General features: G+C 63.8%; 15 protein-coding genes. 10 read left to right on the top strand and 5 right to left on the bottom strand.

Annotation, left to right across the window (positions count from 1 at the left end; translation table 11 throughout):
* Positions 1 to 12 precede the first annotated feature (12 nt).
* From wzm to CIHUM_RS00445, 4 genes are all read left to right on the top strand, one after another.
* A complete protein-coding gene (gene wzm, locus CIHUM_RS00460) occupies positions 13 to 924 on the top strand; it encodes a galactan export ABC transporter permease subunit Wzm/RfbD (RefSeq protein ID WP_034996849.1) in 912 nt (303 codons plus the stop codon).
* A gap of 17 nt (positions 925 to 941) precedes the next feature.
* Positions 942 to 1730, top strand: coding sequence for a galactan export ABC transporter ATP-binding subunit Wzt/RfbE (gene wzt, locus CIHUM_RS00455; RefSeq protein ID WP_034996848.1), 789 nt, complete (start codon positions 942 to 944; stop codon positions 1728 to 1730).
* Between the two features lie 76 nt (positions 1731 to 1806).
* Positions 1807 to 2493 carry a hypothetical protein gene (locus tag CIHUM_RS00450; protein ID WP_148363865.1) on the top strand — a complete coding sequence of 229 codons (687 nt, stop codon included), beginning with the start codon at positions 1807 to 1809 and terminating at the stop codon, positions 2491 to 2493.
* A gap of 71 nt (positions 2494 to 2564) precedes the next feature.
* A complete protein-coding gene (locus CIHUM_RS00445; RefSeq protein WP_187370399.1) occupies positions 2565 to 3485 on the top strand; it encodes a DDE-type integrase/transposase/recombinase in 921 nt (306 codons plus the stop codon).
* 26 nt (positions 3486 to 3511) lie between these two features.
* Here the strand turns inward: CIHUM_RS00445 and CIHUM_RS00440 are convergent, their stop codons facing one another.
* A complete protein-coding gene (locus CIHUM_RS00440; protein ID WP_273680222.1) occupies positions 3512 to 4426 on the bottom strand; it encodes a hypothetical protein in 915 nt (304 codons plus the stop codon).
* 53 nt (positions 4427 to 4479) lie between these two features.
* On the opposite strand from CIHUM_RS00440, the gene glfT1 reads away from it, so the two are divergent.
* Entirely contained in the window at positions 4480 to 5382 is a 903-nt protein-coding gene (gene glfT1, locus CIHUM_RS00435) for a galactofuranosyltransferase GlfT1 (protein ID WP_034996846.1), read from the top strand.
* On the opposite strand, the gene CIHUM_RS00430 is transcribed toward glfT1, so the two are convergent.
* Entirely contained in the window at positions 5369 to 5797 is a 429-nt protein-coding gene (locus tag CIHUM_RS00430) for a GtrA family protein (RefSeq protein WP_034996845.1), read from the bottom strand. The genes glfT1 and CIHUM_RS00430 overlap by 14 nt on opposite strands.
* Before the next feature lie 11 nt (positions 5798 to 5808).
* On the bottom strand, positions 5809 to 6591 hold the full coding sequence (locus tag CIHUM_RS00425) for a hypothetical protein (RefSeq protein ID WP_051106213.1): 783 nt from the start codon (positions 6589 to 6591) through the stop codon (positions 5809 to 5811).
* Positions 6592 to 6616: 25 nt separating this feature from the next.
* Here CIHUM_RS00425 and CIHUM_RS00420 point away from each other — a divergent pair, with 25 nt between their 5' ends.
* The 3 genes from CIHUM_RS00420 to CIHUM_RS00410 are packed head-to-tail and all read left to right on the top strand — an operon-like array spanning position 6617 to position 9049.
* Positions 6617 to 6853, top strand: a complete 237-nt coding sequence (locus CIHUM_RS00420) for a hypothetical protein (protein ID WP_034996843.1) — start codon at positions 6617 to 6619, stop codon at positions 6851 to 6853.
* 21 nt (positions 6854 to 6874) lie between these two features.
* The gene (locus tag CIHUM_RS00415; protein ID WP_377734690.1) at positions 6875 to 8272 is read left to right on the top strand and encodes a decaprenylphosphoryl-beta-D-ribose oxidase; all 1398 of its coding nucleotides are present in this window, start codon (positions 6875 to 6877) and stop codon (positions 8270 to 8272) included.
* 12 nt (positions 8273 to 8284) lie between these two features.
* Positions 8285 to 9049, top strand: a complete 765-nt coding sequence (locus CIHUM_RS00410) for a decaprenylphospho-beta-D-erythro-pentofuranosid-2-ulose 2-reductase (RefSeq protein ID WP_034996839.1) — start codon at positions 8285 to 8287, stop codon at positions 9047 to 9049.
* Here the strand turns inward: CIHUM_RS00410 and CIHUM_RS00405 are convergent.
* A complete protein-coding gene (locus CIHUM_RS00405; protein ID WP_034996837.1) occupies positions 9046 to 10428 on the bottom strand; it encodes an FtsX-like permease family protein in 1383 nt (460 codons plus the stop codon). The genes CIHUM_RS00410 and CIHUM_RS00405 overlap by 4 nt on opposite strands.
* A complete protein-coding gene (locus CIHUM_RS00400; RefSeq protein ID WP_034996836.1) occupies positions 10425 to 11090 on the bottom strand; it encodes an ABC transporter ATP-binding protein in 666 nt (221 codons plus the stop codon). Before CIHUM_RS00400 ends, CIHUM_RS00405 begins: the two co-directional genes overlap by 4 nt.
* Positions 11091 to 11182: 92 nt before the next feature.
* On the opposite strand from CIHUM_RS00400, the gene CIHUM_RS00395 reads away from it, so the two are divergent.
* Positions 11183 to 11860, top strand: coding sequence for a sensor histidine kinase (locus tag CIHUM_RS00395; RefSeq protein WP_034996835.1), 678 nt, complete (start codon positions 11183 to 11185; stop codon positions 11858 to 11860).
* Positions 11857 to 12501: a response regulator transcription factor gene (locus CIHUM_RS00390; protein WP_034996834.1), complete on the top strand. Its 645-nt coding sequence runs from the start codon at positions 11857 to 11859 to the stop codon at positions 12499 to 12501. Before CIHUM_RS00395 ends, CIHUM_RS00390 begins: the two co-directional genes overlap by 4 nt.
* The last annotated feature ends 18 nt before the right edge of the window (positions 12502 to 12519 follow it).

The following is a 12519-nucleotide window of genomic DNA, read 5'->3' as shown; positions in this document are numbered from 1 at the left end:
TCGGGTGCGCAAATGCAGTGCACTAGGGTGATCTGCGTGCACAACGAAGATCAGCTGCGCCAAGACGTCGCCCGCATGACCAGCCCTCCGGGCGAAGACACGCCGCCGTCGAAGTCCAAGACCTTCCGGCGCGCGTTCGACGACCTCATCCGCGGCTGGGGCCAGCACGAGCTTTGGCTGCAACTGGGGTGGCAAGACATCAAGCAGCGGTATAAGAGGTCCACCCTCGGTCCACTGTGGATCACCATCGCCACCGGCGTGATGTCGCTGGCGCTGGGCCTTTTGTACTCCATGCTGTTCCAGATCGACATCGCGGAGTTCCTCCCCCACGTCACCGTCGGCTTCATCGTCTGGGGCTTCCTCTCCGGCTGCATCAAGGACGGCGCGAACGTCTTCATCGAAAACGAGGGGCTGATCAAACAGCTCCCGTCCGCGCTGTCGGTGCACGTCTACCGCCTGGTGTGGCGCCAACTGCTGTTTTTGGCGCACAACATGGTGATCTGGCTGCTGCTGGTGCTGATCTTCCGCATCCCGCTGACCCTGCACACGCTGCTGTTCATCCCCGGGCTGGCGCTGCTTGTGGTCAACAGCGTGTGGGTGGCCATGTTCTTCGGCATGGTGGCCACCCGCTTCCGCGACGTCGCCCCGCTTCTCGAGGCCCTGGTGCAGCTCCTCTTCTACGTCACCCCGATCGTCTGGACCACCCGCACCCTCAAAGACCAAGGCGGCGAGGTCGCGCAGCGCGCCATGCTCGCCGAGGTCAACCCCCTCTACCACTACCTCGAGATCGTGAGGACCCCGCTTATCGACGAACCGTTGGCCGCCTACCACTGGGGCATCGTCCTCGCCTGCACCGTTGCCGGCATCCTGATCACCCTGCTGGCCATGAAGCGCTGGCGCTTCCGCGTGCCGTACTGGGTTTAGGAGGTTAGGAGTTTCACATGGTTTCCATCGACACCTACAACGCCTGCGTCGACTTCCCCATCTTCGACGCCAAATCCCGCTCCCTGAAGAAGGCCGTGATGCCCTCCGCGGGCGGCAAGATCGGCCAGAACGCCTCCAACACCGTGGTCGTGGAGGCGCTGCGCGACATCAACCTTCATTTGAGGGAAGGCGACCGCGTCGGCCTGGTCGGCCACAACGGCGCCGGCAAGTCCACCCTGCTGCGCCTGCTGTCCGGTATCTACGAGCCCACCCGCGGCGTCGCCGACGTGCGCGGCCGCGTCGCCCCCGTCTTCGACCTGGGTGTGGGCATGGACCCGGAGATCTCCGGCTACGAAAACATCATCATCCGCGGGTTGTTCCTGGGCCAGACGCGCAAGCAGATGAAGGCGAAGATGGATGAAATCGCCGAGTTTTCCGAGCTCGGCGACTACCTCAACATGCCCCTTCGCACCTACTCCACCGGCATGCGAGTCCGCCTGGCGCTGGGCGTGGTCACCTCCATCGAGCCGGAGATTTTGCTGTTGGACGAGGGTATCGGCGCCGTCGACGCCGCCTTCATGGCCAAAGCCCGCGTCCGGCTCGCCGAGATGGTGAAAAAGTCCGGCATCCTAGTCTTCGCCTCCCACTCCAACGACTTCCTGGCCCAGCTGTGCAACACCGCCCTGTGGGTGGACAAAGGCGAGATCCGCGAAGCCGGCCTGGTCGCCGACGTCGTGGGCGCGTACGAGGGCCCAGAGACTGGTGAGTACGTCGCGGAGCTGGTGGAGCGGTTCCACGGGGAATAGCCCCCTGCAGAAAAATTCACACGCGGGCTGTGCGGACTTCCTGTGAACCACCGGTTGTCGGGATCGGAGTTCGAGGATGAGTTATCCACCGGAGGTGAGGCAGCGTGCCGTTGAGCTTTCAGAGCAAGGGCTTGCTGCTTCGCAGATTCGTGCGCAGTTGATTCGGGAGGACTGTAGGTCTGTTCCTTCTGCAGCTTCAATTTCGGGATGGGTACGCAACGCCCGTCATGGCAACGGCGTCGATAAGGGTTGGCGTTGCGCCGAGTTGATCGCTGAGGTCGTCCGGGTGAATGTGACAACGTCGGCATCCACCCGCGAGATTGGATGGCGTTTTCGAGTCGCTGCGAGTTCCGTGGCGGCGTGGACGCACAAGTTCGCTCCGGATGCGGGTTCGCGGCGTGGGATGACGCCGCAGGAGATAGAACAGGCGACACTGGCGCGTGTGAAAGAACACCACGAAACCCAAAAACGCAAGCGCAAGCAGACCGAGACACAGCGTCAATCACAACGCACCCCGCGCGATGAGAGTGCGCATTTGCGCAACCATGAGCAGCCAACAACTCCGTTTGATGAGGCAGCGTTGCCGGATGATGTTGAGGCCCTCAAAGACCTGTTGCGTCAAGAGCGGTTTATGCGTCTGGCGGATAAAGCGCTGTTTGAGGCGGTGATGGAATCTGAGGGAAAAGCGCAAACCCGGAGACGCTCGACAGCGTGGTCGTCGCTACGGCTGTCAGACGACTCCGGGACGTCGGATACCAAGTAACACATTGCTGCGCCTACTACGGATTGAACTACAGCACGTACAAGTCGGCATGCCGACGGTTGGATCACCCTTTGGTCGACCGCAAAGCCCAGGCCAAGGCATTGGTTTCGGCTGTTTGTGAGGACAATCGCATGACCTACGGCTACCGCCGCGTGACTGAAGTATGCAAAGCGAACGGTCTTTCACTCGGTGAAAAATCGATTCGCACGATCATGAGCCAGGAACACCTGCAGCCGAAGACAAAACACACAAAGCGCTACAGCTCATATAAGGGTGAAACTGCCCATCGTCCAGCGAATCGATGTCTGGTTGGAGATATCGATACTGTCGTCAAAAATGGCACCCACGTCTCGCAAAGATATCGTTCGCAAGCGGATCGTCGCAGGCAGGCGGGCAGGAAGGATCTGGTGCACGACTTTTACGCCGACGCACCAAACCAAAAACTCGGCACCGACATCACCGAGTTTCAATGCGCTGACGGCAAGGTCTTTTTTAGCCCGCTAATCGACTTCCACGACAACATGCCCATCGCATACACCTGCGCAACACGACCAGCGGCGTTGCTGACCAACACCATGCTTGAAGCGGGGCTCGAGCAACTACAACCGGGGCAACGCCCCGGCTTGCACACCGACCGCGGCTGGCACTACCGCCACGCCGACTGGGTCGATCGACTCACCGACACCAGCCACGACAGGCAACAATGCGAACAATGCACGCAGGAAAAACCCTGCGATAACGCCTGGTTGATGGTGCCGTCCCTATCGCGGCTTGGCAACAGCGGCGACAACGCCCGAGTCGAGGGCTTCTTCGGCACCGTCAAGCGCGAACTTTATGCCAATGGGATTCGACCTGAAAAGCTCACGACCGAGGAGTTTATGGAGTATCTTGACGACTACCTGGACTGGTTCGTCTTTGACAGACTCACCACCGGACCAGACGGGCAATACACAACCCTGGCTAAGCAAAGAAACCTAGCCAAAACCACCTAGCCAACAACACAACGGCAACGAGTGGTTCACAGGAAGTCCGCAGACCCCCACCCTGCCGCGGTCATCTTGATGGTGATGGAAGAGTCCTTCTTACGCTGTTTCCATTCCAGGTGGTGGGCGCCGTCGTACATGATGGCGATCTTCAACTCCGGGATAGCCAAATCGAAAACCGTGACGATCCTCCCGTTAACAATAAATGGCACCTGCTCTTCCACGGTGTATCCGTAGCGAGCGGCCAATTCCTTGACCAACAGACGCATCTCGGTTTCTTTCGGCGAATCGGCGCGGCTGCTGCTGCAGGCCAGCAGCCGTTTCAGCCACCGCGCATCCACTCTCCCCCGCGCACCGTCGTGGATGTCCCGCAATGAAATGCCGAGGAACCGACGAGCGCAGTCGATGAGCTGGAGAGCCATAAGCTCCTGCGGCGACCACCCGGCGACCCCCACAACGTCCCAACCGTGTTCGCCTTTTTTCACCTGTTGCAGCGCTTGGACCAATGCGTCGACCGGCGACGCAGCCCGGAAAGACACCCCTCGGTGAACCAGAACCCAGGCGCTGAACGAGGCACGAGAAGGCCGCCGCACCGTCGGCGAGAACTCCCCGCCCACCTGGTTTTTCGCGGTGGCGGAGAACAACACAGTATCCGCCCCTTCCACTAGAAACGGCATCCCGTACACCGCCAACGCCGAAAACCCGCCGAGCACGGACCCGGGCCGCTCAACCGCGTGCGCGACCGCTCGGGCGGCGGCCGGTCCCCAATAGTGCACCCGGCGCGGGTGGTGGCGAGAGGAAAGCTCCACCAACCACGCCTCCCGGCAGTGGTGCTCAGCCAGATACCGTCGCCCGCTTACCCGCCTGTAGTTGGTCCCGGCCACACGCTGGCTCTCGTGCGTGAGTACCGGCTCGAAGTCGACATTCATCCCGTCATACAAATTCGCCATGCCTACTTAGACGTGAAGAATGCGCGTTTGGATCCCTCGGGCACAATAAAGGCATGACTGCGTTGAATCCGAACGGCACGACCGCCGCCGTGATTGTCACCCACCGCCGCGTTGACCTGCTGAAACATTCGCTGGAGCAGGTGGTTAACCAGACGCACCCGGTGGATTGGGTGATTGTGGTGGACAACGGGGCGCAAGACGAGGTGCGGGAGCTTCTCGACGACCTCGCGGCCGACCGCGCCGTCTACCTGCCGTCCAAAACCAACCTGGGTGGCGCGGGCGGGTTCGCCTACGGATTCCTGCACGCCCTGGCCCTGGGCGCGGACGCGATCTGGTGCGCGGACGACGACGGCCGCCCGAAAGACCACACCGTCCTCGAAGAGCTCTACCGAACCGCCGAGCAGCACCAGCTGGCGGAGGTTTCCCCGGTGGTTGCCAACATCGACGAACCGGAAAAGCTGGCGTTCCCCCTAAGGCAGGGCACCACCTGGCACCGCCGCGTGGACCAATTAAAGGGCGACTTTTTACCCCAGTACGCCAGCCTGTTCAACGGCGCGCTGATCTCGGCAGAGGCGATGGAGCGCATCGGCGTGCCGGATTACCGCCTGTTCATCCGGGGCGACGAGGTGGAGTACCACCGCCGCCTGGCACAATCCGGCCTCCCCTACGGCACGGCGCTGACCACGTTCTACCTGCACCCGGACGGCTCGGGAGAATTCCACCCGATCATGGGCGGCCGCGCGCACGCGCAGTTCCCCAACAACCCCACCAAGCGGTATTTCACGTACCGCAACCGCGGCTACATCATCAACCAGCGCGGCATGAAGAAGATGCAGCTGCAGGAGGTGGTCCGCTTCGGCTGGTTCTTCCTGCTGGAGAAGAAGGACCCGAAGGGCTTCTACCAGTGGCTGAAGCTGCTGCGCCGCGGGGCTAAAGAGGACTTTAGGCGGCCATAGTTTTCTTGGACTCGCGGAAGATCAGGTGCCGCTGCAGCTCAAAGTTGACCACGGTGGCCACGCCCTGGGCGATGACAAAGGACACGACGTTCTTCCACGGGTTGACCAGGCCCAGCGAGGTCAGCGGCGAGTCCGTCACGCGCCACAGCACCATCTGCACCGCGAAGGTCACCGCGTAGAGCACGAAGACTGCCCCGGCCTTCTTCGCGTTGATCTTGGATTGGAAGGAGAACTTGGAGTTGAGCACGTAGGCGGCGAGGGTGCCGAAGACCCAGCCGACGGCCTTGGCAAAGTCGCGCTGCCACCCCAACGGCACGTCCAGGGTGTAGGTGATGCCGAAGTCGAGGACGGCGCAGCCGACGCCGACCAAGAGGAAGGGCACGAGCTGCTGTTTCAGGGTAGAACTTGAAGCCACGGGCGAATACCCTACCCGCGCATGAGCTGGCGGTAGATATCCAGCATCTCCGCCGGGGCCCTTTCGCCGCCGATTGCATCCAGTTCAGCGAGCGATTCAGCGCACAGCGCCCGAATCTCCCCGATGCCCAAATCCCCGTGCCCCAGCGAGGCGAAGATGCTTTCGGCGATGTGCGCGGTCTCCCCTCCGGCGCAGCAGGTCAGCGCGAACACCAGGGACCAGAAGGCGTCTCTTTCCAGCCGCCCGGCCTCCACCGGCAGCGCCGCAATCCGCTTCCCCGTCCCCACATCCAGCGCCTGCATCAACGGGGCGAAGTCGTGCCCGCGGGCACGCGCCATGAACTCGCGCACCTCGGCGCGCAGCCCCGGCACCTCGACCTCCCCCATCAACCGGGCGTTGACTGCACTGATGTCGAAAGGCACCGCGCCGAACGACCCGGAGCCCGCCACGCACACGGACGGCGGTGTGGACTCGTCGCGCGGGTACACGTTTGCCAACTGCATCTCGAAGGACCAAAGGCCGTGGGAAAAGTGGGTGGATTCGCCGGGGGACTTTAGGACGTCGCAAAGCAAACGCTCCTGGGGCGCATCCGCACCCACATCCTCGACGCCGAAGACCTCCCCCACGATCTCGCAGCAATCCGCGACGGTCGCGTCCTCGTCGATGCCCACCCACCGGTACACAACCTCATCGGAGACCAGGCCGACGCGCACAAGCAGCGTCGCACCAGCCCGGCGCTCGGTGAGGCGGATCACCGGCGCGAGGTGGTCTGAGCGGTAGAGGGTGCTGGACATGGCGCCCAATATAGGCTTTCTTTCCATGAGGAAGCATTACAAAGGCGACGACCCGCACGCGATCCACGAGGCAGCACAGCGTATCGACGCTCCGTTGTCCGACTTCATGGCCCGCCTCATGGCGGAGGAACTGCCCTTCGTGGACTCCAAAGGCCGCACCCGCATCTACGAGATCCTCCGCGAGCACAAGGCCGCCGGCAAACCTGTGATTTCCAGCCAAGAAGAGCTCCCCGCGGAGATTCGTAGCATCATGGATCTGTGATTCCGGCGTAGGGTGATGGGCATGGAACTGACAACCCAATCCCTCTACGGCTGGGGCCGTACCGCCCCCTCTACCGCACAGGTGTTGTCCACCGCCGACGTTGACACGATCGCCCAGGCGGTCAAGCAGGTGGCCGACGAAAACTCCGAGCTCCCAGAACACAAGCGCCGTGGCGTCATCGCCCGCGGCATGGGCCGCTCCTACGGCGACCCCGCCCAGAACGGCGGCGGCCTCGTTGTGGACATGACGCCTTTGAACCGCATCCACTCCATCGACCCGGACACCGGCATCGTCGACGTGGACGGCGGCGTGACCCTGGACCAGCTGATGAAGGCCGCGCTGCCGTACGGCCTGTGGGTCCCGGTGCTGCCCGGAACCCGCCAGGTCACCATCGGCGGCGCCATCGGCCCGGACATCCACGGCAAGAACCACCACTCCGCAGGCTCCTTCGGCGACCACGTGCTCTCCATGGAGCTTCTGGTCGCGGACGGCCGAGTGCTGCACCTCGAGCCGACGGGCGAAACTGCCGAGCTGTTCTGGGCCACCGTCGGCGGTATGGGCCTGACCGGCATCATCCTGCGCGCCCGCATCCAGATGACGTTCACGGAAACCGCCTACTTCATCGCGGACACCGACCGCACCGACACCCTGGATGAGACGATCGCGCTGCATTCCGACGGCTCCGAGGTGAACTACACCTACTCCTCGGCCTGGTTCGACGCCATCTCCGCGCCGCCGAAGACCGGCCGCTCCACCATCTCCCGCGGCTCCCTGGCCACCCTGGACCAGCTCAAGGAGCTCGCCCCGAAGCTGGCGAAGGACCCGCTGAAGTTCAACGCCCCGCAGCTGATGACGGTGCCGGACATCTTCCCGTCCTGGACCATGAACAAGCTGTCGCTGATGGCCATCGGCGAGGCGTACTACTTCATGGGCAAGCCCGCCCGTAACCAGGTGCAAAACCTCACGCAGTTCTACCAGCCGCTGGATCTGATCGGCGAGTGGAACCGCGGCTACGGCAAGGCCGGCTTCCTGCAGTACCAGTTCGTCGTGCCCACCGACGCCGTGGAGCCGTTCAAGGACATCATCTACGACATCCAGGCTTCCGGCCACTACACCGCCCTGAACGTGTTCAAGCTGTTCGGCGAGGGCAACCAGGCGCCGCTGTCCTACCCGATGAAGGGCTGGAACGTGTGCGTGGACTTTCCCATCCGCCCGGGTCTCAACGAATTCCTCGACCGCCTGGACGACCAGGTCATGCAGTTCGGCGGCCGCCTCTACCTGGCTAAGGAGTCCCGCACCTCCGCCGAGAAGTTCCACGCCATGTACCCGGGGCTGCCCGGCTGGCTGAAGACCCGCCGCGAAATCGACCCGACCGGCGTGTTCGCGTCCGACATGTCCCGCCGACTCGAGCTGAACTAAGGAGAACCGACCATGTTGAATGCAGTAGGCCAAGCCCAGCACATCCTGCTCCTCGGCGGCACCAGCGAGATCGGCCTCGCCATCGTCGCCGAGCTCGCCTCCCGCGGCGGCAACCCCACCGTCACCCTGTGTGCGCGCAAGGACTCCCCGCGTATCGACGGCGCGATCTCGGCCGTCCAACAAGCCGGCGCGGGCCACGTGCGCCTCGTGGACTTCGACGCGCTCGATTTCGCCGCCCACCCGGCTGTGCTCGATGCCGCGTTTGAAGACGGCGACGTCGATGTCGCCGTGGTCGCCTTTGGCACCCTCGGTGACCAAGAGCAGCTCTGGCAGGACCAGGCAGCGGCAGTCGCGTCCGCGCAGACCAACTTCACCGCCCCGATGTCCGTCGGCGTCCTGCTGGGCCAGCACATGAAGCGCCAGGGCCACGGCACGATCATCGCCCTGTCCTCCGTGGCGGGCCAGCGCGTGCGCCGCTCCAACTTCGTCTACGGCGCCTCCAAGGCTGGCATCGACGGGTTCTACCTGCAGCTCGGCGAGGCCCTGAAGGACGACGGCGTGACCGTCACCGTGGTCCGTCCCGGCCAGGTGCGCACTAAGATGACCGACGGCCTTGACGAAGCCCCGCTCACCGTGAACAAGGAAGACGTCGCCGAGGCCGCTGTCGAAGCTGCCTTGGCCGGCAAGCCCTCCGTGTTCGTGCACAAGTTGTTCGGCCCCATCTCCCTGGTGCTGAAGGCCATCCCGGCGCCGATCATGAGCAAGCTGAACTTCTAGTCGTTCTCCCGGCCGGTCTGCGCGAGCACCTTCTCGCGTAACCGGCCGGTCCCCAGCACCGCCAGGACGCAACCGATCAGCGCCACCACGACGAGCACCCCGAACAGCACCAACTTGTCCATCACATTGACGTGGACCACGACCATGATGGTGCCCATCAGGCTGCCCATGCCGAACCCGAGCAGCGACACCACCAGCATTGGCATGCCGACCTCGCGCACAGCCACCTTGGTGTGGAAGGCTGCGGGCGCACCGATGAAGTAGAACGACTTGGTCAGCTGCTTCTGCTCCACCACGCTCAGCGCCTGGGTGAGCAGCGTGGACGACACCATCAGCACCGCCGCGAAGACCACGGTGATGACCACACCGGAGGAAATATCACTGGTGATCATATGCAAAGCGGGCTGATCTTCGATTTCAGGTACCGCTGATAACCAGCTGCCGATACCACCGATGAACGCCACGAAGTAGAGCGCGATCACGCGTTTCCATGTGGTCTTGGCACCCCGGCCCACCCGGCGCGTGGCCACGTAGTTGGCAGCCCCGGGCACCCGGTAGCTCAGCCGCGCGAGCAGTTGGATCACACCGACCGCGATCAGTGCGTTGACGGTGAGGATGCCGCCAGCCACGACCAGCATTCCGGCAAAGGCTTGCGCGTCTGTGATGGTTAGCGAACCCAGGGTGCGGTACAGCACCACCGCACCAACCACTGACAACACCAGCGTGATCACGCTTTGCCCCTTCGGCGGGATCTTCTTGGTCACGCCGAGTGGGGTCACTGCGACTCGTCGCAACGCGAGCCATACGGAGCACGCGGCCAGAACCAGCACCACGATCCACGCGGCAGGGATGACCCACCAGGTGAAGATCTCCCAAGTGCCGACGCGCTTTTCCTGGAGCGTCAGCAGGCTCCATGCCGGGCACGTGACAACGTACAGCACCGACCCCAACACCAGCCCGACAAGCGCCTGGCGTAGCGATTCCAGGATCATCATCCCGCGCACCTCGCCGGCCGTCGCGCCGATGAGGCGGAGTACCGCTAGGTGTTCCTCGCGCCCGCCGAGATTCGCTCTGGCGGCCTGGGTGAGCAGACCCAACAGGCTCGGCACGAGCAGCACACTGGCAAACAACGCGAGAAATACATAGGGCAACGAGATTGGTTCGCCAAGGTTCTGCTCCATCGCCACGAGCGCCTCGTGCGGGTGCATGTTGCGCGCCACGAACATCCAGGTGCCGCCCATAAGGGTGCACAGCATCCAGGTCGCAACCGTCACCGCAACCAGCGACAACGCACGCACCCAGCGCTCGCCGATCTGCCGCTGCGAGCGCCCTTCGTTTGTCTGCGACACCGCCGACCGCATCAACGTCACCGCAATCATCGCGCCACCTCCGAGTGGATCAGGCCGTCGCGGATTTCAACACGGCGGCTGCACCAGTCGGCGATCTTCGGGTCGTGCGTAACCACCACGAGTGTCACACCGAACTTCTGGCACACGGCCACGATCTGCTGCATGACTTCGTGGCCGGTGGCCTGGTCCAGTGCCGCCGTCGGCTCGTCGGCGAACACTACAGACGGCGGCCCGGCCAAGGCACGCGCGATGGCCACGCGCTGCCCTTGGCCGCCGGAGAGCTGCCCCGGGTACCGGTCCACATAGGCACCCAGGCCTAGGCGAGTGAGCATGTCAATGGCTTCGTCGTGTGCTTGCGACCGCGACACCCCGCGCATGATCTGCGGCAGGGCAACGTTTTCGGTGGCGGTCAGCTCCGGCAGCAACTGGCCGTCTTGGAAGATGAAGCCGAAGTGCTCCAGGCGCAGGCGCGAGCGTTCGGCGTCGCTCATTGCCGACACATCCTGGCCGTCGAAAAGCACCTCGCCCTGATCGGGTACGAGCACGCCGGACATGCAGTGCAACAGGGTCGATTTGCCGGAGCCCGAAGGCCCCATGATGGCCACGGATTCGCCGTCGCCCACCGTCAGGCTGATGCCTTCGAGGACCCGCTGCTGGGTGAATGACTTTGTGATGTCTCTGAGTTCAAGCATGGTTTCTATCTCACAGATGGTCGTGGCTAAGCACTATGGCCCTGACTCCCGAATATGGGTAGTGCTAGCTCTACCCCGCTACGCTTTCGGACATGCGGCGAAGAATAAACCACGAACAGCGGGCGGCGGCGAAGATCCACCAGCTCACCGCGTCGCGGCGCAAGATCGCGGAGGCGTACGAGGTGGAGCGCCTGCGCATCGAGCGCGACCTGCACGACGGCGCGCAGCAGCATTTCGTGGCCGCGGCGATGAAGCTGGGCGAGGCCAGGCTCGATGTCGATTCGCCGCTCCTCGACGACGCCGCGCGCGACCTTCACAACGGCCTCGACGCACTCAGGAGAACCGTGCGCGGTATCCACCCCCGCGAGCTATCGGACCACGGGCTTATCGCCGCGATCGAGACGGCTGCCACGCAGTACGGCCCGCACGTCACGGTCCGCGCGCCGCACGCGCTGCCGCGTATCGACGACTCCGTCACCGCCGCCGCCTATTTCTTCGCCGCCGAAGCACTCACCAACGCCGCGAAGCATGCACCACAGCAACCGGTCAGCGTGCTGGTGACCTGCGACCACACCCTGAACATCTCGGTCACCGACCAGGGCGGCGGAAACGCCCGCATCACCCCCGGCGGCGGGCTCGACGGGATGCAGGAGCGCATCGCGGCGTTCGGCGGCGAGCTGGAACTTCACTCGCCTGACGGCGGGCCAACCACCGTCACCGCGCGTATTCCTTTGCTGTTGTTCCGGGGAGAAAGTGGGATTGTGCCGTGAGGATTGCCATCGCGGACGACTCCGCACTGCTGCGGGAAGGTGTTGCCGGCCTACTCACCCGGCGCGGCCACGAGGTTGTGGCGCAGGTGGGCAGCGCGGATCAGGTGCAGGGGGTCGTCGATACGCATGCGCCCGACCTGGTGATCACGGACGTGCGGATGCCACCGAACATGCGTGACGACGGCCTCCAAGCCGCGCTGGCGCTGCGCAAGCAGGGCCCGGTCAACGTGCTGGTGCTCTCGCAGTACGTCGCGCCCGCCTACGCGCGGGAGTTGTTCTCCGGCGGCGACGGCGGCACCGGCTACCTGCTCAAGGACCGCGTCGCCGAAGTGAAAGACTTCATCCAGGCGTGCGAAACCGTGGCGTCCGGCGGCGTGGTTATCGACCCGGACGTGGCCAGCGCACTCATGGCCGCGAGCTCGCGTTGGCTGACCACGCTCACCCCGCGCGAGATGGAGGTACTCGAGCACATGGCGGAGGGCCTGTCCAACTCGCAGATCGCCGAGAAGCTCTACCTCTCTGGCGCAGCGGTGGCGAAGCACGTTTCCAGTATCTTCTCCAAGCTGGGTCTCACCCCGGACGAGGACAACCGCCGAGTACGGGCAATCCTGATGTACCTGGCAGAACGTGGAGTTGGGTAGCGTATGCGAAACTGTTAC

Source organism: Corynebacterium ihumii (genome assembly GCF_028609825.1).
GTDB classification, from domain to species: Bacteria; Actinomycetota; Actinomycetes; order Mycobacteriales; family Mycobacteriaceae; genus Corynebacterium; species Corynebacterium afermentans.
The sequence above is the reverse complement of the archived record's forward strand: the minus strand, read 5'-3'. Positions and strand labels throughout refer to the sequence as shown.